The organism is Arthrobacter sp. CAU 1506, from assembly GCF_005047635.1.
Lineage (GTDB): Bacteria > Actinomycetota > Actinomycetes > Actinomycetales > Micrococcaceae > Crystallibacter.
This window is the reverse complement of record NZ_SUKC01000001.1, coordinates 459,224-480,517: the sequence shown is the minus strand read 5'-3', so window position 1 is coordinate 480,517 and position 21,294 is coordinate 459,224. Positions and strand designations below refer to the sequence as shown.

General features: G+C 67.1%; 19 protein-coding genes. 7 read left to right on the top strand and 12 right to left on the bottom strand.

Annotated features, from left to right (window positions below; all coding sequences use genetic code 11):
* The first annotated feature begins 23 nt into the window (after window positions 1–23).
* Together E4J89_RS02075 and E4J89_RS02070 are read left to right on the top strand one after the other, a co-directional pair.
* Window positions 24–290, top strand: coding sequence for a hypothetical protein (locus E4J89_RS02075; RefSeq protein WP_136784411.1), 267 nt, complete (start codon window positions 24–26; stop codon window positions 288–290).
* 346 nt (window positions 291–636) lie between these two features.
* Window positions 637–2,865 carry an NADP-dependent isocitrate dehydrogenase gene (locus E4J89_RS02070; RefSeq protein WP_136784410.1) on the top strand — a complete coding sequence of 743 codons (2,229 nt, stop codon included), beginning with the start codon at window positions 637–639 and terminating at the stop codon, window positions 2,863–2,865.
* A 109-nt stretch (window positions 2,866–2,974) separates the two neighbouring features.
* Here E4J89_RS02070 and E4J89_RS02065 read toward each other — a convergent pair whose 3' ends face one another.
* Window positions 2,975–4,057 (bottom strand): Gfo/Idh/MocA family oxidoreductase, encoded by a 1,083-nt coding sequence (locus E4J89_RS02065; RefSeq protein ID WP_240691656.1) that lies wholly within the window; start codon window positions 4,055–4,057, stop codon window positions 2,975–2,977.
* A 166-nt stretch (window positions 4,058–4,223) separates the two neighbouring features.
* Here E4J89_RS02065 and E4J89_RS02060 point away from each other — a divergent pair, with 166 nt between their 5' ends.
* A complete protein-coding gene (locus E4J89_RS02060; protein ID WP_136784408.1) occupies window positions 4,224–4,997 on the top strand; it encodes a hypothetical protein in 774 nt (257 codons plus the stop codon).
* On the opposite strand, the gene E4J89_RS02055 is transcribed toward E4J89_RS02060, so the two are convergent.
* The 11 genes from E4J89_RS02055 to E4J89_RS02005 form a co-directional block, all read right to left on the bottom strand.
* A complete protein-coding gene (locus E4J89_RS02055) occupies window positions 4,994–6,238 on the bottom strand; it encodes an MFS transporter (protein ID WP_169303895.1) in 1,245 nt (414 codons plus the stop codon). The genes E4J89_RS02060 and E4J89_RS02055 overlap by 4 nt on opposite strands.
* On the bottom strand, window positions 6,235–6,864 hold the full coding sequence (locus E4J89_RS02050) for a helix-turn-helix domain-containing protein (protein WP_136784406.1): 630 nt from the start codon (window positions 6,862–6,864) through the stop codon (window positions 6,235–6,237). Before E4J89_RS02050 ends, E4J89_RS02055 begins: the two co-directional genes overlap by 4 nt.
* A gap of 68 nt (window positions 6,865–6,932) precedes the next feature.
* Window positions 6,933–8,123, bottom strand: coding sequence for a glycosyl hydrolase (locus E4J89_RS02045; RefSeq protein WP_240691634.1), 1,191 nt, complete (start codon window positions 8,121–8,123; stop codon window positions 6,933–6,935).
* Window positions 8,124–8,192: 69 nt separating this feature from the next.
* Window positions 8,193–9,077, bottom strand: a complete 885-nt coding sequence (locus E4J89_RS02040; protein ID WP_136784405.1) for a carbohydrate ABC transporter permease — start codon at window positions 9,075–9,077, stop codon at window positions 8,193–8,195.
* Window positions 9,077–9,982 carry a sugar ABC transporter permease gene (locus tag E4J89_RS02035; RefSeq protein WP_136784404.1) on the bottom strand — a complete coding sequence of 302 codons (906 nt, stop codon included), beginning with the start codon at window positions 9,980–9,982 and terminating at the stop codon, window positions 9,077–9,079. Before E4J89_RS02035 ends, E4J89_RS02040 begins: the two co-directional genes overlap by 1 nt.
* A 90-nt stretch (window positions 9,983–10,072) precedes the next feature.
* Window positions 10,073–11,353, bottom strand: coding sequence for an ABC transporter substrate-binding protein (locus E4J89_RS02030; protein ID WP_136784403.1), 1,281 nt, complete (start codon window positions 11,351–11,353; stop codon window positions 10,073–10,075).
* Between the two features lie 148 nt (window positions 11,354–11,501).
* The gene (locus E4J89_RS02025; RefSeq protein ID WP_136784402.1) at window positions 11,502–12,722 is read right to left on the bottom strand and encodes an ROK family transcriptional regulator; all 1,221 of its coding nucleotides are present in this window, start codon (window positions 12,720–12,722) and stop codon (window positions 11,502–11,504) included.
* A 135-nt stretch (window positions 12,723–12,857) separates the two neighbouring features.
* Window positions 12,858–13,391, bottom strand: coding sequence for a gamma carbonic anhydrase family protein (locus tag E4J89_RS02020; protein WP_136784401.1), 534 nt, complete (start codon window positions 13,389–13,391; stop codon window positions 12,858–12,860).
* 99 nt (window positions 13,392–13,490) lie between these two features.
* Window positions 13,491–14,102 carry a class I SAM-dependent methyltransferase gene (locus tag E4J89_RS02015; RefSeq protein ID WP_136784400.1) on the bottom strand — a complete coding sequence of 204 codons (612 nt, stop codon included), beginning with the start codon at window positions 14,100–14,102 and terminating at the stop codon, window positions 13,491–13,493.
* Between the two features lie 154 nt (window positions 14,103–14,256).
* Complete coding sequence (purU, locus tag E4J89_RS02010) at window positions 14,257–15,117, bottom strand: formyltetrahydrofolate deformylase (protein WP_136784399.1); 861 nt, start codon at window positions 15,115–15,117, stop codon at window positions 14,257–14,259.
* Between the two features lie 5 nt (window positions 15,118–15,122).
* Window positions 15,123–16,229: an FAD-dependent oxidoreductase gene (locus E4J89_RS02005; protein WP_240691633.1), complete on the bottom strand. Its 1,107-nt coding sequence runs from the start codon at window positions 16,227–16,229 to the stop codon at window positions 15,123–15,125.
* A 120-nt stretch (window positions 16,230–16,349) separates the two neighbouring features.
* On the opposite strand from E4J89_RS02005, the gene E4J89_RS02000 reads away from it, so the two are divergent.
* The 4 genes from E4J89_RS02000 to E4J89_RS01985 all read left to right on the top strand — a co-directional run bounded on the left by E4J89_RS02000 (window position 16,350) and on the right by E4J89_RS01985 (window position 21,280).
* The gene (locus tag E4J89_RS02000) at window positions 16,350–17,459 is read left to right on the top strand and encodes a trypsin-like peptidase domain-containing protein (protein WP_240691632.1); all 1,110 of its coding nucleotides are present in this window, start codon (window positions 16,350–16,352) and stop codon (window positions 17,457–17,459) included.
* Window positions 17,460–17,697: 238 nt separating this feature from the next.
* Entirely contained in the window at window positions 17,698–18,987 is a 1,290-nt protein-coding gene (gene glyA, locus E4J89_RS01995; protein ID WP_136784397.1) for a serine hydroxymethyltransferase, read from the top strand.
* Window position 18,988: 1 nt separating this feature from the next.
* Entirely contained in the window at window positions 18,989–19,888 is a 900-nt protein-coding gene (locus tag E4J89_RS01990) for a bifunctional methylenetetrahydrofolate dehydrogenase/methenyltetrahydrofolate cyclohydrolase (protein WP_136784396.1), read from the top strand.
* A 417-nt stretch (window positions 19,889–20,305) separates the two neighbouring features.
* Entirely contained in the window at window positions 20,306–21,280 is a 975-nt protein-coding gene (locus tag E4J89_RS01985) for a hypothetical protein (RefSeq protein WP_240691631.1), read from the top strand.
* Window positions 21,281–21,294: the final 14 nt, after the last annotated feature.

Below are 21,294 nucleotides of genomic sequence, written 5' to 3'. Positions count from 1 at the left end.
CCGGCGGTTAAAGGAGGCACACTGTGCTGGCGATGCAGACGACGACGGCAGCAGCAGGAACAGGCGACATCTGGCTGGGTGTGGTGATTGTGGCGGTCATCGTGGCCGGTGCCGCAGCCTTCTTCATGGCCTCCCGGCTGCGTAAACCGCGCTCCTACGAGTCGGCCAGCCGGCATGAGGCGGTGCGGGAGGCTGAGGCATCCCGGCCTGGCGGCGCCAAGGACTCCCACCTGGAACAAGGAAACGCCGCACACCGCTCGCAGGTCTTCGGCCCGGGGACCGGTCTCTGAGGCGAGCCGCCTCCGCAAGGCAGGGTGCCGCCGTCGTGCTTGGGTGCGGTCTCTGAGGCGAGCCGCCTCCGCAAGGCAGGGTGCCGCCGTCGTGCTTGGGTGCGGACTCTGAGGCGAGCCGCCTCCGCAAGGCAGGGGGCCGCCGTCGTGCTTGGGTGCATGTAGGGCGCGGCCCTCAGCCAGGGCTCGGCCCTTGGGCAGGGGACCGCGCCGCGCTGAGCCTCCCCGCGGCTGTTCATGATGAAGGGTGCGCGTCTTCGACCGGGACCGATTCAGTCTCCTCGGGTAAATTGGAGGAGTTGAGTAAACACTGAAGACCCACTTTTTGCAGGGAGACGCCTCACCCATGGCCAAGATTATCTATACCCACACCGACGAAGCGCCGATGCTGGCCACGTATTCGTTCTTGCCGATCGTTGAGGCCTACGCCTCCACGGCGGGTGTGGAAGTGGAGACCCGCGACATCTCGCTCGCCGGCCGGATCATTGCCGTTTTCGGTGACTACCTCACCGCGGAGCAGCGGATCGGGGACGCCTTGGCCGAACTGGGCGAACTGGCCAAGCAGCCGGAAGCCAACATCATCAAGCTGCCGAACATCAGCGCCTCCGTGCCGCAGCTGAAGGCCGCCATCAAGGAGCTGCAGGAGCAGGGCTACGCACTGCCGGACTACCCGGACGATCCGTCCTCCGATGAGGAGAAGGACATCCGCGCCCGCTACGACAAGATCAAGGGCTCCGCGGTCAACCCGGTGCTGCGCGAGGGCAACTCGGACCGCCGCGCGCCGCTGTCGGTCAAGAACTACGCCCGCCAGAACCCGCACAGCATGGGTGCCTGGACCGCCGATTCCAAGACCAACGTGGCCACCATGGACGCCGACGACTTCCGCTCCAACGAGAAGTCCGTGGTGATGCCGGCCGACGGCAAGATCAAGATCCAGCTGGTGGCCGAGGACGGCACCGTCACGGTGCTGAAGGACTCCTTCCCGGTGCTGGCCGGCGAAGTCATTGACGGCACCGTGATGCGCGCCGCCGCGCTGGACGAGTTCCTGGCCGCCCAGGTTGCCCGCGCCAAGGAAGAAGGTGTGCTCTTCTCCGCGCACCTGAAGGCCACCATGATGAAGGTCTCCGACCCGATCATCTTCGGCCACGTGGTCAAGGCCTACTTCTCCGAGCTGTTCGAAACCTACGGCAGCAAGCTGGCAGCAGCCGGCCTGAGCCCGAACAACGGCCTGGCCTCCATCCTGAACGGGCTGGACGCATTGGATCCCGAGGACCGCAAGGGCGTCCAGGAACTGATCGACAAGGGGCTGGACCAGGGACCGGCCATCGCCATGGTGGACTCGGACAAGGGCATCACCAACCTGCACGTCCCCTCCGACGTGATCGTTGATGCATCCATGCCTGCCATGATTCGCACCTCCGGCCACATGTGGGGACCGGACGGCCAGGAAGCCGACACGCTGGCGGTGCTGCCGGACAGCTCCTACGCCGGCATCTACCAGGTAGTGATCGACGACTGCCGTGCCAATGGCGCCTACGATCCCACCACCATGGGCACCGTTCCGAACGTCGGGCTGATGGCCCAGGCCGCCGAAGAATACGGCAGCCATGACAAGACCTTCGAGATCCAGACCGCCGGCACCGTGCAGATTGTGGACGAGGCCGGCACCGTGCTGATCGAGCACCACGTCTTCCCGGGCGATATCTGGCGCGCCTGCCAGACCAAGGACCTGCCGATCCGCGACTGGGTGAAGCTGGCCGTGACCCGCGCCCGCGCCAGCCAGACCCCGGCCGTGTTCTGGCTGGACGAGACCCGTGCGCACGACGCCAACCTGATCGCCAAGGTGAACGAGTACCTCAAGGACCACGACACCGAGGGCCTGCAGATCGAGATCATGTCGCCGGTGGAGGCCACCGCGTTCACGGTGGAGCGCATCCGCAAGGGCGAGGACACCATCTCGGTGTCCGGCAACGTGCTCCGTGACTACCTGACCGACCTGTTCCCGATCCTGGAACTGGGCACCAGCGCCAAGATGCTCTCCATCGTGCCGCTGATCAACGGCGGCGGCCTCTTCGAGACCGGTGCCGGCGGCTCCGCTCCGAAGCACGTCCAGCAGCTGCTCTCCGAGAACCACCTGCGCTGGGATTCGCTGGGCGAGTTCCTGGCCTTGGCCGTGTCCTTCGAGCACCTGGCCACCAGCACGGACAACGCCCGTGCGCAGATCCTGGCCGACACGCTGGACGCGGCCACCGGAACGTTCCTGCTGGAGAACAAGTCGCCCAAGCGCAAGGCCGGCGAGCTGGACAACCGCGGCAGCCACTTCTACCTGGCCCTGTACTGGGCCCAGGAGCTGGCCAAGCAGGCCGCCGACACCGAGCTGGCGGAGGCCTTCGCCGGGATCGCCGCCCAGATGGCCGAGCAGGAAGAGGCCATCGTCGGCGAGCTCAACGCCGTGCAGGGTTCCCCGGTGGACCTGGCCGGTTACTACCGGCCGGACGAGGCCAAGGCCGCCGAGGTCATGCGCCCGTCCGCCACGCTGAACAGCATTGTGGCCGCGCTGACCGCAACGAACTAACCCGAGAGGGGCGGAAGCCGGACGCTCCGCCCGGCTTCCGCCCTGCACAACGACGGCGGCCGGGCACCTTCACGCAGAAGGTGCCCGGCCGCCGTCGTGCCCGCCCAGCTCAGTCCGCTACCGGGACGGCATGGTCGTTCGCGTAGCTCACGCCCAGCTGGGCGCGCACGCCGTCGAAGAGCCGCATGGTGTCCACGGTGTCGGCCCAGGGCATGGTGGGACTTTGCAGCAGGCCGGCCTGGATGCAGCGGGTGACTTCCCGCAGTTCAAAGACGTAGCCGTGGCCGACACTCGGAAAGGTTTCCACCCGTACCTCGCCCAAATGCGGCTGGACGGTCAGCTCGGTGGGGTGGTGCAACGGTGCGTTGCTCTTCAGCCAGCCGCCGGTGCACGCCACGGTGGCGGTGCGCGGCGAAGATGCCTGCAGCGAGCAGGCAAGCTGCGCTTGCGCCCCCGAGCCATAACTGAGCGTCATGGCGTTCTGCGCGTCCACCCCGTCGTCGTTGACATAGCCGGTAGCGGAGACCGTCTGCGGGAAGCCCAGCGCTCCCAGCGCCCAGGTCAGTGGATAGACGCCCAGATCCAGCAGCGCACCGCCCCCGGCTGCCGGATTCCAGAGCCTGGCCGCCGGATCGTACACGGCCGGAAACCCGAGGTCGGCCTGCACCCAGCGGACCTCGCCGAGCTCGCCGGAGGCAAGGATCTCCCACGCGCGGTTGATGATGGGCAGGAACCGGGTCCAGACCGCTTCCATCAGGAACAGTCCGCGGGCCGCGGCCAGCTCGGTCAGCTCCACGGCCTCCCGGGCATTGATGGTCAGCGACTTTTCGCACAGCACGTGCTTTCCGGCTTCCAACGCCCGCCGTGCGATGGCGTAATGCTGGCCGTGCGGGGTGGCCACATAGACCACGTCCACCTCGGGGTCGGCGAAAAGCTGGTCGTAGCCGGCACCGGCAGCGCCGTCGAAATAGGCAGTGGCGAAACCGAAACGCCGCTGGAACGCCACGGCATTGGCCTGATTCCGCGAGCTGACCGCCTGCAGCACGGCATCATCCAAACGGGTGAGGTCTTCGCTGATCAGCGTGGCAATGGCGCCGGTGGACACCACTCCCCAGCGCAGCGGCCGCCCGGTGGCCTCGAGCGGGCCGGGAGAACCGGGCTCAACACAGGGCGGTGTCGCGATGCGGGGCATGTGTGTCATGGCTCCATCTTGCTGCCGGCCGGTCCGGACGTCCATGGGGCTGATCAACCATTGTCCCAACCCTCCCGCAAGGAAGCGGGGCCCTACCGGTGCCGACCTATGGGTGGTACAAAGTAAGCAGGCTCAGTATTTCCGACACTACGAGGAGGAACTGCACATGGATACCGGAATGCTTATCGGCATCATCGTCGCGATAGTCGTACTCCTGATCATCATTGGAGTCATCGTCTTCTTTGCTCGGAAGCGGAGCGAGCAGCGGAAGCTGGAGGAACAGGAAGAGCACCGTCGGCAGGCGGCGGAAATGCGGCAGGGCGCTCAAGCCTCGTCGGTGGAGGCGCGGGAGCGTGAGGCAGACGCCATGCAGGCGCAGGCCGAGGCCCAGCGCGCGGACGCAGAGGCTGAGCGCGCCAAAATGGAAGCCGAGCGGCTGCGCCAGGACGCGACGCAGCGGCAGCAGGACGCGCAGGGAATCCGCCGCGAGAGCGAAGACACGCTGCGCAAGGCCGATGACCTGGACCCGGACATCAACACCACGGACCGTGACAGCAGGTCGGACCGCCACCGCGACGGCGGTGCCCAGTACGACGGCGGCGCCCCGCGCGACGCAGGTACCCAGTACGACGGCGGTGCCCCGCGCGACGCAGGTACCCAGTACGACGGCGGTGCCCCGCGCGACGCAGGTACCCAGTACGACGGCGGTGCCCCGCGCGACGCAGGTGCCCAGTATGACGGCGGTGCCCAACGAGGAGGCGACTTCGATGCCGACCGTCGGACAGACACCGACACGACCCGCGGCACGGATGCCGGGACGGACCCGGCCCGCGACGGCGATACTTCCGCAGCGCAGGGCGACCAGGCAGGCCGGCACGCCGACGACACCCGGCATCCCGATGACCCCCGCCGCGGCGAAGGCGGCAGCCACAGCATCTAAGCGGAAGCCGGCTCTTTCGCCGTCGGCCGGCTGGCCCTTCTGAGCATCGGCAGGATACTCAACAGGCAGCCGGCCCCGGCCGCCAGCATCAACACCCTGTAGTCCACAAACCCGATCAGCGCGGCCGCACCCAAGGCCGCCATCACCTGCGGCAGGTTCAACAGCAGATTGGCTGCCGCACCGGTCCGGCCCTGCAAACGGGCCGGACTTTCGGTTTGCCGCAGGGTCACGTAGGCGATGACCGTCCACATCACTCCGCAGCCCACGAGGACCACTGCCGCCAGAAACAGCGCCACGGAGTTGCTGGCGAGCAGCGGGATCGCCACACCCAGCAGGACCAGTCCGAGGGCCATGGTGCGCTGCAGCCCGAGCATGCGGATCACTCCCGCTGCGGTCAGCCCGCCGAGCACCGAGAAAACCCCTTGCACGCTGGAGAAAAGCGCCAGGGACTCCGGTGGCAGTCCAACTCCTTGCTCGATCGCTGCAAAGAGCGTGACGTTGAGGATGCCGGTGGCCGCCACAGCAATCATCAAGGTCAACGTGGCCGGCCGCAATTGCCGGTGCCGCCACAGGAAACGGAACCCGGCCAGCGAACTGGACCAGAAGGTTTCACCTGCCTCCGGCTCGTGCTGGGTCTCGCTGACCCGCACGGTCAGCATGACGGCTGCCGCGGCCAGGAAGGAGACGCAGGTGGCGGCAATGACAGGTGCCATGCCCCACAGCGCGAAAATCCCGGCGCCCGCCAGCGGAGCTACGATGCGCAGGCCCTGGTCGATGGTGCTGAGCAGCCCATTGGCCGGAGCCAGCAGGCGGTCCGGCATCAGGTCCCGCAGCAGGCCGCCCTGCGCGGCGGCGGTGAGGTAGGAGGAGGCGGCATAGGCCGCGAGGACCAGATAGACCAGCCAGAATTGGTCGGCGTCCTGCACCAGCAGCAATGCCAGCACCACCGCCGCGGCCACGACGTTGTTCAGCACCATCAACCGCCGGCGGCTGTACCGGTCGGCAAGCTGGCCAATCAGGGAAGCGAACAGGGCCGGAGCACCGAAGGCAGCAAAAACCAGGCCCGCCGCCGCATCGGAACCGGTCAGCGTTTTAGTCCAAATGGCAGCCGTCAGGAACAACGCCGAATCGCCGAGGTTGGTCAACAGCCAGGCCAGTGCCAGCCGGCGGAAGGGCGCGACGGCGAGGGCCTGCCGGTTGCTGCCGACGTCGGCCGTGCGCTGGCTGCCGGCGCTGCTCACGGCTGCCCGGGATCGGGGTTGAGCACGCTGAACAGGTGGGTCTTCCGGGCACCCTGCGGCCGGAGCGATGGATCCTCGGCTCGCCCCTCGAAGCGCCGGCTGAGCTTGAGCAGGTCGTCGCGGAGTTGCTTGATCTCATCGGGTGTGGCGTAGAGCTGGGTGGAGCTGATGACCGACAGGTCCAATTCGTTCGCGGGCAGGTCCGCGGCGCGGCCGGTCCAGGCCCTGAGCCGTTGGAACTGGCGCTCGAGCTCCAGATCGGCCAGCGCTACGACGGCATGGCGGGAGCCGGGAAGGGTGTGGTCGATGGTCTGCGCGCGGCTGCGTGAGACGGGCTTCCAGGGTTTGTCCCGTCCGGCCCGTTCGCCCGGTTCGATGTACCCGTGTTTGGCCAGGATGCGCAGGTGATAGGAGCAGCTGGCCACGGATTCTCCGGTGGCCGCGGCGCACTCGGTCGCGGTGGCTTGGCCGGCACCATCGAGGACGTCGAGCAGTTCAAGCCGCAGGGGATGGGTGAGCGCGCGGATGTGGACCGGATCGCTGACCACCTGCTCTCCGGGAGCATTCTGGTGGCCGGGCCTGGTCTCTGAAGGCCGGGCATCGCCGTCGTCGTTGGTCGTCTGCATCTTGCTAAAGATATCTTTAGCAAGATTCCTTTAGCAAGGTTACCGCTGTCGCTGGAGCGTCGGCGGGCTCAAGGTGCCGGACGGCAGGACGGCGGCTGTTCGGCGAAGAGGAACCAGTCCGGAAGGTCCGCGGTGAAAGCCTGGGCGATGCCGGATGTGCCGGCGGAGCGCCAGTCCACCACCGCGTCCACCTCTACCTCGTTCTTGTTCCATTCGAACCAATTGACCATCTTCAGCTGCGGGTACTCCTCCGGGATGCTTGGATCGAACAGCTGCTGCCACCACGCCTGCTTGATCGCCAGCTCCTCGGCTCCGGCACGTCCGGGGATGCTCAGGGCGGCCGTCTCCGGGACAGCCACCGGCTTGCCGCGGACCTCGCCGTACTCGGCGTAGAAATCGGGGACGGCCGTGTCATCACCGCCGTCGCCGTTGTACGTGCCGGTCAGCTGCTGCAAGAACTTCCCTTCTTCCGGCACAACGTTGGCACCCCAGGGGTAGCTGTTGCCCCAGTGGTACAGCGACATCCCGACCCAGTCGACCGCCTCGTCGCCCGGATAGTACGGCGCGTACGGGTCGTCATCGCCGGTGATCTTCCCGTCCTGGTTCGTGTCCAGGTCCCGGAAGGCCTGGGTCTGCGGCTTGACCTGATGCCGTCCGCCCGCAAACGGGTAGCCGCCGCCGTAATTGGGCGCCCACATGGTGGCGCTGCCCGGGGCGATTCGGTGGATCGACTCCGCCACCCGGCGGAACGCCTTCTTGTACGCGGCCGGCTGCTGGCCCCATTCGTACCAGGAGCCGTTCATCTCGTGGGCAAAGCGGACGATGACGGGCACGCCGGCCCGGTTGTAACGGTCCGCGGTGGTGGCGAGATCATCCGTGACCTGGGACGTTACCGCTGACAGCCCCGCCCGCGGCTCGAGGGTCAGGAGCAGGATTCCGCCCTCCGACCTGACCTGTTCAAATGCTGCTTCGAGGTTTGCCGCAGCATCGCTGCTCAGCGGAAAGGAAGCGAAGCTGACGACCACGGCCGGTCGGTGGCGCAGGGCTGTGCCGTATTCCTGCAGCGTCTCCTGCTCCCAGTCCAGATTCACGCCGGAGAGGATTCCGGACGCCGGGGCCAACGAGGAACCGTCCTGGGGTACGCATACGGCAGGGGAGGGGGCTGCGGAAGACGGCGCGGGGTCTGCCGAGCAGGCGGACAGCCCCAGCATCAGCACCACTGAAGAAACCGCCGTCTGCCATACCCGATGCGAAGTCACGTTCCCCATTCTGCAATAAGACCCGCCGCGGACGGCTCAGCCCCGGGCGCCGAGGCTGAGCCGTCGGGGTCATCCCTTGACGGAGCCGCTCATCAGGCCGCCGACGAAGTACTTGCCCAGGATGATGTAGACCAGCAGCGTGGGAAGCGAGGCGATCAGCGCGCCGGCCATCGACGCGGCGTAGTCGGTCAACTGCCCGCCGGCCAGGAAGCTCAGCGCGATGGTCACCGGACCGTTGGAGCCGGAGGAGAAGAACGCGGCGAACAGGTAGTCGTTCCACGCCGAGGTGAACTGCCAGATCAGCACCACCACGAAACCCGGGGTGGAGATCGGCAGGATTACCGAGGCGTAGGTGCGCAGCAGCCCCGCGCCGTCCATCCGTGCGGCTTCGATCAGCTCGTTCGGGACGGACTCGTAGTAGTTGCGGAAGATCAGCGTGCAGATGGGCAGGCCGTAGACGATGTGCAGCACCAGCAGCGAGGGAATGCCGTTGGGTACCCCAAGGCCCTGCATCAACTGGGTCAGCGGGATCATCACGGCCTGGTACGGAATGAACATGCCGAACAGGATCAGCGTGAAGACCACGTTGGCGTATGGGAAACGCCAGCGCGACAGCACGAAGCCGTTCATCGAACCGAGGAAGGCGGAGATGATCGACGCCGGAATGACCATCGCGAAGGTGCGGCCGAGCGCCGGGGCCAGGGTGTCCCATGCCTTCTCCCAGCCCGCGGTCTCCCACGTGGTGGGCAACAGCCACGCGGTGGAGGGATCGGCGTCGGACGGGCCCTTGAAGCTGGTGATGAAGAGGACATAGGCCGGGATCAGCACCACGAACACGAAGAGCAGCAGGATGGCGTACTTGAGCGTCCGGTTCATTCGCTGCCGGCCGGTGCGCGGTGCCGGGGGACGGGGCTTGGCGACCTCGACGGGCGGCGGGACGGTTGCGGTGGTCATCAGCGTTTCTCCTGCCGCGAGGTGTAGACGAGGTAGGGCACGACCACCAGCGCCACGAGCACCAGCATGATGGTGCCGATGGCGGCCGAGTCGGCGTAGTCGCTGCCGATGTACTTGACCCACATCATGGTGGCCGGGACCTGGATGTCATACGTGTTGGCATCCGGGACGATCGCGCGGATCAGGTCGAACAACTTCAAGGACATGTGGCCGATGATGATGACGGCCGAGAGCATCACCGGGCTGAGCTGCGGGAAGATCACGTGCCGATAGAGCTTCCATTCACTGCAGCCGTCGATCCGCGCCGCTTCGCGCAGTTCTTCCGGGATGCCGCGGAACCCGGCCAGGAACAAGGCCATCACGTAGCCGGAGAGCTGCCAAATGGCCGGCACGGCGATGGCCGCAATGCCCCAGTTGGGGTCCGACCACCAGCTGTTCTGCAGGAAGCCGAGACCCACGCTGTCCAGCAGTCGGTTCAGGCCGGTGGTGCGCTCACCCCCGGACTGGTCGGTCTGCAGGCTGGAGAGCAGCCAGCGCCACACCACGCCGGAGGCGATGAAGGAGACAGCCATCGGGAAGAGGTAGACAGAGCGGAAGAAACCTTCGCCGAATGCGGGCCGTTCCAGGATCCAGGCCCAGAGGAAACCGAAGATCAGCGTGCCGGCCAGGAACACCACGGTGAGCAGGAGCAGGTTGCGCAGCGCGTGCTGGAAGTCTGCGTCCCCGAACAACCGGAAGTAGTTCTCCAGGCCGACGAAGTCCGACGACGGCCGGGCGGTGTGCTGGTTGGTCATCGAGATACGGACGTTTTCCGCAATCAGTGCATAGACAAAGACGGCCAGCAGGATGAGGGTGGGGGAGATCAGGGCCAGCGCCGGGCCCCAGGTCTTGACTTTTTTGAACATTGAATTCTCCTTGTGCCGCCGGCACACCGGTGGGACGTGGAAGGGCGGGCGCGGTGGTTCTGCCGCGCCCGCCCGTCCGGGGTGTGCTGGTTACTGCTGGAACTTCTCGGCGATGGACGCCGCCGATTCCTGCAGCGCCGCCACGTCCTGCGGGCCGCCGAACTTGCTCACCGCGGTGCTCAATTCGTTCAGCCAGGCCACGGGTACCGCGGCGCCGTGGGCCAGCGAGGACACGATCGTGTCGGTGGAGAAGTCCTCGATGGCGCTCTTCTGGTACTCGCCGAACTTGTCGGCCGGCACGTCCGTGCGGGCGGGGATGGAGCCCTTCGCCGCGTTGAAGGCCTGCTGGCCGTCAACGCTGGAGATCGTGGTCAGCCACGCCTTGGAACCATCGGGGTTCTGGGCGCCCTTGGGCAGCGTGAACGAATCCGCCAGGAAGTCGAAGACGCCGTCGGTCCCGGGGGTCGGGAAGTAGACGTAGTCCTCGCCGGGCTTCTTGCCGTCCTGCGAGAACTTGGCTTCGGCCCAGTCGCCCATCACGTTGTAGGCGGCGGCGCCGTCCTCCACCAGCTGCGTGGCCGGACCCCAGTCGCTGAGGGTGTCACGATCGGAGTTGGTGTAACTGAGTGCCTTCTTGTAGTTCTCGATGGCCTTGGTCACGTCTGCGCCGGCCCAATCGGTGGTGCCGTCCCAGAGGCCGTTGTAGCCTTCGGCGCCCAGGGTGGCCAGCAGGATGTTCTCGAACAGCTGTACCTGGGTCCAGGTGCCGGCCACGGCCAGCGGAGTGGTCCCGGACTCCTTGATCTTGTCCATGTCCGCGAACCAGGCGTCCAGGTCTGCCGGCGGCTTCTCCGGGTCCAGCCCGGCCTTCTCGAGCACATCGACGTTGGCCCACACCACGTTGGCCCGGTGGATGTTCGACGGGACGGAGTAGATCTGGCCGTCAACGGTGAGGCGGTCCAGCAGGTCCTGCGGGAAGGCCTCGTTCAGCTTCGCATCCTCGTAGAAAGAACTCAGGTCTTCGAGCTGGTCCGCGGCGATGTAGTCCTGCAACTCGGCGCCGGCGTGGGCCTGGAACGAGTCCGGCGGATTGCCCGACTTCAGGTTTGCGGCCAGGACGCTCTTGGCCTGGCTGCCGGCGCCGCCGGCTACGGCAAGGTTGTTGAACTCCAGGTCCGGGTACTGCTCGGCGAAGATGTCCACCAGTGCGTCCAGTCCGACCTTCTCGGAACCGTCCGCCCACCAGGTGAAGACTCCGACCGAACCCGTCGCTTCTGAGGGGTTGGCATCCTCAACCGCGCTTCCCCCGCCGCACGCGGACAGGAGCAAACCTGCAGCCGCAACGCTGGCGAGCATAGTTATGCGTCGCATAACGCCTCCATCAATCAACTGTCTGTGGCCACGGGGTCTGCACGACCCGCACACGGATGTGTGGCTTGAAGGAAGTTAACTCCGTCACAGGCCTTGTCGTCAAGAGTTGAACGCAAAGCGTTACGCAACCGTGGGTTTGGCGGCCAGCTTAGACAAACGGCAGTTCGGCCTGTTGGAGCACCAGCGTGGCTGCCCCCAGGGCCTCGGTGCGGCTGCCCAAGGTGGACATCGCCAGCTCAGTCGATTCACCGACGACCGGCACCACATGCCGCAGCAACCCGCGCCGCACCGGGTCGAGCAGGATGCTGCCGAGGCCCGTGAGCGGACCACCCACCACGATGAATTCGGGGTTGAGCAGGTTGCAGACATTGGCCAGGGCACGACCCACCGCCACACCCGCATCGTCGATCACCCGGAGGGCCGCCGGGTCTCCGTCCAGGGCGATCCGGATAATGTCTTCCGTGCCCAGCGGGGTGCCGCGCCCGTGGCTGAGCAAATCGATCATGGTGGAGGTGGACGCGACGGTCTCCAGGCAGCCGCGGTTGCCGCACCGGCAGATGATCCCGTGCTCGGCGACGGTGGCGTGCCCGATTTCGCCCGTCACTCCCATGTGGCCGTAAAACAGTTCGCCGTTGAGGACCAGGCCGGCACCGATGCCGGAGCCGATTTTCAGGAACACCAGGTTCTGGGCGTGCTGGAACGGGCCCCAACTGACCTGCGCGAGAGCGCCCAGATTCGCGTCGTTGTCCACGAACACATCCGCGCCGAACCGTTCCTGCAGCCGGCCCAGCAGGTTGATGCCCACCCATTCGGGCAGGATGGCACCGTGGATCACCGTGCCCGTCCGCCGGTCGATCGGCCCGGGAATCCCGGCCCCGACGCCGAGCACGGCCCCCGGAGAGACCGATTGTTCATCCAGCAGGCGCTGGACCAGCCGGGCGGCGGCGTCGATGCCCTGCTCGGCGTCGTGGCCGAGGGGCAGTTCCACGGCATCCGCGGCGAGCACCCGGTGGTCAAGGCTGACCAGCACAACCTGAACGTGCCGTCGGCCGAAATCCACCCCGACGGCGACCGCGCCGCGGCCATCGATCCTGACCGACAACGCGCGGCGGCCGGAACTGGTGGTTGGTGAGGTGCTGACCAACCCGTCGTCGGCCATGGCCTTGACGATGTTGGACACAGTCGCGGTGGACAACCCGGTCTGCCGGGACAGTTCGGCCTGGGTCAGCGGGCCGCGGGCCATCAGTGCCTGCAGGATCCGCTGGCTGTTCCGCCGGCGCAGGGCGCTCTGGGAGCCGGGCCGGTGCTCGGCTCCGCGCGGAACGGAGCGCGACGAGGCCTCGAGGGTGGGCGGCGGATCGGCTGACATACACAAAAGCGTGCGCCAGTGGCCGCTTGTAGTCAAGAAGTTAACGCAAGATTGTCCGGAATGAGACGCCGGGGCAGCCGGTACCGAGCGGGTAGAGCGACTGCGCCGCGGCGGCCGGTGGTGCGTTACGGACGGCTACTGCTCGGCGGCGTCGTCGATCGCGTCGCGGTGCAGGGCTGCAATCTCCACGTAGCGGGCGGCGTTGTCCAGCACGGATTGGTACTCTTCCTCGGTCAGCTCGCGGCGGACCTTGGCGGGGACGCCTGCAACCAAGGAGCGCGGTGGAATCTGTGTTCCCTCCAGCACGACGGCGCCGGCTGCCACCAGCGAACCTGCGCCCACCACAGCACCGTTCATGATGGTGGCGCTCATCCCGATCAGGCAGTTGTCCTCGACGGTGCAGCCGTGGATCACGGCGGCATGGCCGACACTGACGCCGGCGCCGACCGTGCAGGGAAAGCCGGGGTCCGCATGAAGGACCACGTTGTCCTGCAGGTTGCTGCGTTCACCGACCCGGATCGGAGCGGTGTCACCGCGGACGCTCACGCCGTAGAACGCGCTGGAGTCAGCGGCCAGGGCCACGTCCCCGCTAAGCGTGGCCGTGGGGGCAACGAAGGCGGACAGGTCGACGGCCGGCAGCATGCCGGCAATGGTGATGATGTGGGCCATTGCACCAGCCTAGCGTCCCTGAACTTGGTGCGCCGTGGAAGCCAGTCGGCGGAGCTTCAGTGGGTTCGTGACGGCGGGGCCGCCCAGTCACCGGCCCGGTCAGGGCTTGGTGACGATGAAGAACTGGTAGTGCCGGCCGGTCCCGGGGCGGTCCCAGGTGGTGAAGCCGGAGACCAGGCCGTGTTCGCCGAAGAGCCGGCGCACGGTGTCGTCTCGGCGGCGGCTGTAGAAGCGGTTGGGCTCGAAGTCATCGTGGGCAACGATGACCTCTTCGTCGTCGCCGGACCATAGCCCGACCGCCAGCGGAGCGCCCTCGGCCAGCACACGCATCGTCTCGGCCAGGACGTCGGAAAGGTCCTGATCGGGAATGTGCAGCAGCGTGCTCATTGTCCAGCCCGCCGAAAACGTGCCGCTGGCGAACGGCAGCTCGCGCACCGAACCGACCACCGCCTCCAGGTTCTTGGCTCGGGCGAATCGGACATTTTCCTCGGACAGGTCGACGCCGGTGTAGTGGATACCTGCGGCCTTGAACGCCAGCCCGTCCGCACCTGTGCCGCAGCCGATCTCCAGCACGCTGTGCCGGTGTGCCGCGACAAGGGATGCGATGAACGCCTGCCTGGCCTCGTCCCGTTTCGGATCCCGGGCGCGCAGGTCACGGTCGGGGGCTTGGCGGTCATAGAACGCCTTCAGCTCCGGCTCGTGGTTGCCCATCCGTCGAGCGTACGCCTCCGGGGCGCCGCGGCACAGAGCCGGGCGCCGCCGTCGTCATCAAGCGTCCCCGGGTGCACGGCGGCCGGAGCACTGTGGCACAGAGCCAGGCGCCGCCGTCGTGATCAGGCGTCCCCCGGGTGCTTTGCGGGCTGGACTAGTTGAAGACGACGGTGCGGTTGCCGTCCAGCAGCACACGGTGTTCGGCATGCCACTGCACCGCGCGGGCCAACGTGCGGGCTTCGACGTCGCGGCCCAGCGCCACGAATTGTTCGGCGGTGTGGGAGTGGCGGACCGGGATGACTTCCTGGTCGATGATCGGGCCCTCGTCGAGGTCCGCGGTGACATAGTGCGCGGTGGCACCGATGAGCTTCACGCCGCGGGCATGCGCCTGGTGGTAAGGCTTGGCGCCCTTGAAGCTGGGCAGGAAGGAATGGTGGATGTTGATCGCCTTGCCGGCCAGTTCGGTGCAGAGTTCGTTGCTGAGCACCTGCATGTAGCGGGCCAGGACCACCAGTTCCACGTCGTGCTCGGCGGCCAGGTCCAGCAGGGCCTGCTCGGCCTGCGGCTTGGTGTCCGGCGTGACGGGGATGCGGTGGAAGGGGATGCCGTAGAACGCGGCGAGATCGGCCAGATCCGGGTGGTTGGAGACGATGGCGGGGATCTCGATCGGCAGTGTTCCGGAGCGCTGGAGGAACAACAGGTGGTTGAGGCAGTGGGCGGACTTCGACGCCATCAGCAGCGTGCGCATCTTGACGCCCTCGCGGCGCAGCCTCCAGGTCATGCCGAACTCCTGCGCCACCGGCTGCAGCCGTTCGTGGAGCGCTGTGTAGGACTGGTGGGTAGCCACCGCCACCCGCATGAAGAAGCGACCCGACTGCGGGCTCTCATACTGCTGGGATTCGGTGATGTTCCCCCCGGCCTGCACCAGGGCGCCGGCAACGGCATGCACTATGCCGGGGCGGTCCGGACAGGAAAGCGTGAGGGTGTAGGCGGTGGGAGCGGCAGCGTCAGTCACGAGTCCTAGGGTACCGGCTGGGGTTCGGCTTCTGCGGCAAGGCGACGGGTGGCCGCAACGGCGGCGGCCCGCCCGGCGCGGGTGGCACCGACCGTGGACGCAGACGCTCCGTAGCCGACCAGGAAAAGGCGCGGCTCCTTGACCACCGAGACGCCATCCTCGGCCATCAAGATCCCACCGCCGGGTTCGCGCAGCCGCAGCGGCACCAGGTGGTCCAGCGACGGCCGGAAACCGGTGGCCCAGAGGATCACGTCCACCTTCTCCATGGAGCCGTCGGCGAACTCAACGCCGCCTTCGGTGATGCGCTCCAGCTTCCCGCGGGAGACGAGGATGCCGGCCTCAATGCCGCGCTGATACGTCTCGGTCAGCGGCAGGCCGGTGGCGGCCACCACGCTGAGGGTGGGCAGGCCGGCGCGGGTGCGCTCGTTGACGCGGCGTTCCACGTCGACGCCCCATTCCTTGTCGAACGGGGTGGCGGTGAAGTCGGGGGCGCGCCGGGTGGACCAGAGGGTGTCGGCCCCGGCGGCATCCAGTTGCAGCAGGAACTGCAGCGCCGAGGTGCCGCCGCCCACCACCAGCACCCGCTGTCCGCGGAACTCATCGGCCGACCAGAAATCCCGGGTGTGCAACTGGCGGCCGCGGAAGGTTTCCTGCCCGGGGTAGTGCGGCCAGTACGGCTTGTCCCAGGTTCCGGTGCCGCTGATCACAGTGCGTGCCAGCCATTCGCCGCCGGTGTCGCTGCGCACCCGCAGGAGGGCACCGTCGTCGTCGATTGAGGTGACACGGACCGGGCGGTGCACGGGCAACTCGAACTGCTGCTCGTAGGCACCGTAATAACGGCGGACGACGGCGGAGGACGGCTCGTGCGGATCCGGAACCCCCAGCGGCAGGCCGGGAAGGTCGTGCAGGCCGTGCGCGGCGTCGAAGGTCAGCGAGGGCCAGCGGTGGCGCCAGGCGCCGCCCGGACCGTCATTGGCGTCGAGCACCACGAAGTCGCGTTCGGGAACCAGCCCGCGGCGGGCCAGTTGGTAGGCGGCGCTCAGCCCGGCCTGGCCCGCGCCGATCACCACGGTCTGCAGTTGCTGGCCGCTGCCTGTTGCCTGGTCCGCCACGGTGCTCCCCTGTCGATTGTTGACGCTTCAACTTCTATGGGCTGTAACGGCGGCAGGCTTCAGGGTATTCCGGCGGGGGCTGCTACCCCGAAGCCGTTTTCTCCTGGCTCCGATGGGGCTATGGTGGCAGCAGCGATGACGGAAGGCCTTGCCATGACGCATCTGGAACGTCACAACTCGCTGCGCCGCAGAACCGGGCGGGTCCTAGTGGCCGCCGCAGTCGTTCTGGCCCTGGCCGGTTGCACCGGTAACGGCAGTTCCGGGCCGACCGGATCCGGCATGGCCACGCAGACGCAGGGCGGCGGGGGAGCGCAGACCGGGGAAGCCCAGCCGGCCCGAAGTATCCCTGACATCGTGCAGAGCGTGCAGCCGTCCGTGGTCACCATCTTCACCAAGGGTGGCTTGGGCAGCGGCGTGGTTTATTCCAAAGATGGACTGGTCCTGACTAACGAACACGTGGTCGGTGACAGCACCAAGGTGGAAGTAGCATTTGCCGACGGACAGCGCACTACGGGACAAGTTCTGGCGACGGACGCGGTGTCGGACCTGGCGCTGGTGCGGACCGTACGCAAGGGGCTCCCGGCCGTCACGTTTGCACCGGCATTGCCCAGGATCGGCGAGCTGGCCGTGGTGATCGGTTCGCCGCTGGGCTTCGAGAATACTGCCACAGCCGGCATCATCTCCGGCCTGCACCGCTCCATTCCCGGCTCGTCCTCGTCCAGTCTGGCGCTGGTGGACTTGATCCAGACCGACGCCGCGATCAGCCCGGGCAACTCGGGCGGCGCCGTCGTCAATGGCCAAGGCCAGTTGGTGGGCATCAGCGAGGCCTATATCCCGCCGGAGGCAGGCGCGGTGTCGCTGGGCTTCGCCATTCCCGCCGCAACCGCTCAGGAAGTTGCCGGGGAACTGCTCAAGAACGGCGTCGCCAAGCACGCCTTCATGGGACTGGCCCCTGCCACGATCACGCCGGAGATCGCGCAGCAGTTGGGGATGACGCAGGCCGGCGGCGTCGTGGCCCTCAATGTGACCAACGGAGGGCCGGCCGACAAGGCGGGAATCCAGCCCGGAGATGTGCTGGTGAGCGTGGACGGCGAGGATCTGGAAACGGCCGAGGACCTGCTGGCCGTCCTGCGGAAGCACGAGCCGGGCGATGTGGTCACGGTGGAAATCCGCCGCGGCAACGAAACCAGCACGGTGAAGGTCACTCTTTCGGACCGTCCGGCGGGGTGACTGGCTGTTAGGATTGGCTCGCCGCGACTGGCGTTAGGTGGGACACCACCAGGAAGCGGCAGCAGGGACGGGGAATCTTCGATTGCCGCTCCTGAAGATGCAGACCACGGATCGCACGCCTGGGACGTAAGGTCACGTTTGGGCCGGACTGTGTCCGGGGCCGGTAACGCGTCATGCGTGCGGTACCGGCACCCGGTAATCTGGCCTGTAGCAGTGAGATAAGCCCACCACCCAGGAGATTCTCCCCGTGACTTCCACGCCCTCTGTGACCGATCTGCCGTTGTCCCAGGTTGATCCTGAAATCGCAGCTGTGATCGACGCCGAACTCAGCCGCCAGCGCGACACCCTTGAAATGATCGCCTCCGAGAACTTCGCGCCGCGTTCGGTGCTCGAAGTCCAGGGATCGGTCCTGACCAACAAGTACGCCGAGGGGTACCCGGGACGCCGCTATTACGGCGGTTGTGAACACGTAGACGTCGCGGAAAACCTCGCTATTGAGCGGGCCAAGTCGCTCTTCGGCGCGGAATTCGCCAACGTCCAGCCGCACGCCGGCGCGCAGGCCAACGCTGCCGCCCTCTCCGCCCTCATCCAGCCGGGCGATAAGATGATGGGCCTGTCGCTGGCGCACGGCGGACACCTGACGCACGGCATGAAGCTGAACTTCTCCGGCAAGCTCTACCAGGTGGCCGCGTACGAAGTTGACCCGCAGACCTTCCGGGTGGACATGGACAAGGTCCGCGAGCAGGCCCTGGCCGAGCGCCCGAATGTGATTGTGGCCGGCTGGTCCGCCTACCCGCGGCAGCTGGACTTCGAGGCCTTCCGGTCCATCGCCGACGAGGTCGGAGCCTACTTCTGGACCGACATGGCGCACTTTGCCGGGCTGGTCGCGGCCGGTCTGCACCCGAACCCGGTGCCGCACTCGGACCTCGTGACCTCCACCGTGCACAAGACCCTGGCCGGTCCGCGCTCCGGCGTCATCCTCGGCAAGGAAGCCTTCGCCAAGAAGGTCAACTCCGCGGTGTTCCCGGGCCAGCAGGGTGGTCCGCTGATGCACGTGGTTGCGGCCAAGGCCGTGGCCTTCAAGATCGCTGCCGGCGAGGAGTTCAAGCTGCGTCAGGAACGCGTGCTGGAAGGCGCCCGGATCCTGGCCGAACGCCTGACCGCCGCGGATGTGGCCGAGGCTGGCGTCTCGGTACTGACCGGCGGCACCGACGTGCACCTGGTGCTGGTGGACCTGCGTAACTCCGACCTGGACGGCAAGCAGGCGGAAGACCTGCTGCACGAGGCCGGCATCACGGTCAACCGCAACGCCGTGCCGTTCGACCCGCGCCCGCCGATGGTGACCTCCGGCCTTCGGATCGGTACCCCGGCGCTCGCCACCCGAGGCTTCGGCACGACCGAATTCACCGAGGTCGCCGACATCATCGCCACCGCGCTCAAGGGCGGCGCCGACGTAGCCGCGCTGCGCGCCCGCGTGAAGAAACTGGCCGACGACTTCCCGCTCTACCCGGGCCACGAGGAGTGGTGATATGAACCTGTACTCAACCCCGCCGACGTCGCGCGTGCTGGATGGCAAGGCCACCGCGGCGCAGATCAAAAGCGAACTCACCGAGCGGGTCTCGGCGCTCAAGGCCAAGGGCATCGTGCCCGGACTGGGCACCGTGCTGGTCGGCGAGGACCCGGGCAGCAAGTGGTATGTGGGCGGCAAGCACAAGGACTGCGCCGAGGTGGGCATCGAGTCCATCCGCCGGGACCTGCCGGACACCATCTCGCAGGAAGAACTGGAAGCCGTCCTCGATGACCTGAACGCGGATCCGGCCTGCACGGGCTACATCGTGCAGCTTCCGCTACCCAAGCACATCGATACCAACCGCATTCTGGAAAAAATCGATCCGGCCAAGGACGCCGACGGTCTGCACCCGATGAACCTGGGCCGGCTGGTGCTCAACGTGGGCGAGCCGCTGGACTCGCCGCTGCCCTGCACCCCGCACGGCTGCGTGGAGTTGCTGCTCCGCCACGACATTGAACTGGCCGGCAAGCGCGTGCTGGTGGTGGGCCGCGGTGTCACCGTGGGCCGTCCGCTGGGGCTGCTGCTGACCCGGAAGACGATCAACGCCACGGTGGTCCTAGCCCACACCGGGACCCTGGACCTGGCCGCGGAACTGCGGGAGGCCGACGTCGTCATTGCCGCCGCAGGGATGCCGCACATGATCAAGGCGGCGGACCTCAAGCCCGGCGCCGTGGTGCTGGACGTGGGAGTGAGCCGGGTCGAGGACGAGGAAGGCAAGGCCCGGGTGACCGGCGACGTGGAGCCCGAGGCCCGCAACGTGGCCAGCTGGCTCTCGCCCAACCCCGGCGGCGTCGGCCCGATGACCCGCGCCATGCTGCTGGCCAACGTGGTGGAAGCCGCCGAACGCCAAGCGCGCTAAGCCCGCGTTACGCCAAGCGCGCTAAGCCGGCCTTCAAGGCCATAGGAAGGCGGCATCCCGGTCCGGGGTGCCGCCTTCCTGCCGATTCCGGGCGCCCTGCCTGGTGGCTTGGCGTTTTTGGGTAACCGGCAGTGGGCCGCCGGGCGCCCCGCCCGCGACTTGCTTGCCGCCGGGTGCAACGCCGACGACAATTGAGTGGCAGAAAATGGTCACAATATCCAGTCCGGAGCAGCCATTTTTCGCCACTCGATGATCTGTGGACAACGTCGGCGCCGAGAGACCCGGCACGGACATAATGTCCGCATGGAACCGGAACCCCCTACATCGTCGAACAACCCAAAAACGGAACTGGGCTTGGGCCCAGCGTCTGACGGCCCGGGACGGCGCAAGCCCCGGTCGCGCCTCGGAGAACGCCCGGTGCTTCAATCCTTGCCCGCCCACTTCCAAGATTCGGCGTTCACCATCGCAGATGGACACAAGCTGGGCCTCAGCCGGACCCAGTTGCGCCATCCGGCTTTGATCAGCGTCGGTCACGGAATCCGTGCCTTTCGGTCCGCTGACTTGGATCTGGCTGCCACGGTCCGTCCATTCACGCGCCTGAACGGTGCAAGCGCCGCCTCCCATGACACGGCTGCACGTCTGTGGAACTTCCCGGATCCTGAACGCCGCCCGTATGACCGGCGTGTCCACATCTCACGCCCCAGCGGCGGCGGACGCATGCAGCGCCCGGGCGTAGTCAGCCACCGTTCGCGCATCCTGCTCGGAGAAGTCACCATTGTGGAGGGGATATCCCTGACGACCCGGATACGTACCTGGCTGGACGTGGCGGAAGCTCTGGATCTGGACGACCTGGTGGTGATTGCGGACTACCTACTGCGCAATCCCCGGCCGGAGTTCGAGGGCAGGTCGGAGGCATATGCCACCCGGGAAGAGCTAGAGGAGATGCTGCGTCGCCATCCCGGGAAGAGGGGTCTGAGGCGCGCCCATCAGGCATTGGCTTTGGCCCGTGTGGGAGCGGACTCGCCGCCGGAAACCAGGCTGCGACTGGCCATGGCCCGTGCCGGGTTGCCGGAGCCAGAGGTGAACCAGCCGATCAGGAACCGCGACGGCGGCATCCTGCATTCGCCTGACCTGTCACTACCCGAATACCGGATCGCCATTGAGTACGAGGGCGAAAGCCATGGCATCGCAGACCAGATCGCGCGGGACATTGAGCGCGAAGAACGCGCACGGGCCGCCGACTGGATGAAGTGCGGATCTCCAAGCGGCACATGGCGAACGGCGGCAGACGCGCGGTCGAGAAAATCTCCGCGGCGCTCCGTCAGCGTGGCTGGCACCGGCAGAACGCAGCCTGATTGTTCGCCGCCTATGACCTGCAGTCGTAGCCCCTGACCGTTGCCAGGTGT

What these genes read in the sequence shown, in the direction of transcription:
- E4J89_RS02070 (WP_136784410.1), top strand. Translation starts at nt 637, where the DNA reads ATGGCCAAGATTATCTATACCCACACCGACGAAGCGCCGATGCTGGCC.
- E4J89_RS02065 (WP_240691656.1), bottom strand. Translation starts at nt 4,057, where the DNA reads ATGCCCCGCATCGCGACACCGCCCTGTGTTGAGCCCGGTTCTCCCGGC.
- E4J89_RS02060 (WP_136784408.1), top strand. Translation starts at nt 4,224, where the DNA reads ATGGATACCGGAATGCTTATCGGCATCATCGTCGCGATAGTCGTACTC.
- E4J89_RS02050 (WP_136784406.1), bottom strand. Translation starts at nt 6,864, where the DNA reads ATGCAGACGACCAACGACGACGGCGATGCCCGGCCTTCAGAGACCAGG.
- E4J89_RS02040 (WP_136784405.1), bottom strand. Translation starts at nt 9,077, where the DNA reads ATGACCACCGCAACCGTCCCGCCGCCCGTCGAGGTCGCCAAGCCCCGT.
- E4J89_RS02035 (WP_136784404.1), bottom strand. Translation starts at nt 9,982, where the DNA reads ATGTTCAAAAAAGTCAAGACCTGGGGCCCGGCGCTGGCCCTGATCTCC.
- E4J89_RS02030 (WP_136784403.1), bottom strand. Translation starts at nt 11,353, where the DNA reads ATGCGACGCATAACTATGCTCGCCAGCGTTGCGGCTGCAGGTTTGCTC.
- E4J89_RS02025 (WP_136784402.1), bottom strand. Translation starts at nt 12,722, where the DNA reads ATGTCAGCCGATCCGCCGCCCACCCTCGAGGCCTCGTCGCGCTCCGTT.
- E4J89_RS02020 (WP_136784401.1), bottom strand. Translation starts at nt 13,391, where the DNA reads ATGGCCCACATCATCACCATTGCCGGCATGCTGCCGGCCGTCGACCTG.
- E4J89_RS02015 (WP_136784400.1), bottom strand. Translation starts at nt 14,102, where the DNA reads ATGGGCAACCACGAGCCGGAGCTGAAGGCGTTCTATGACCGCCAAGCC.
- E4J89_RS02000 (WP_240691632.1), top strand. Translation starts at nt 16,350, where the DNA reads ATGGTGGCAGCAGCGATGACGGAAGGCCTTGCCATGACGCATCTGGAA.
- E4J89_RS01990 (WP_136784396.1), top strand. Translation starts at nt 18,989, where the DNA reads ATGAACCTGTACTCAACCCCGCCGACGTCGCGCGTGCTGGATGGCAAG.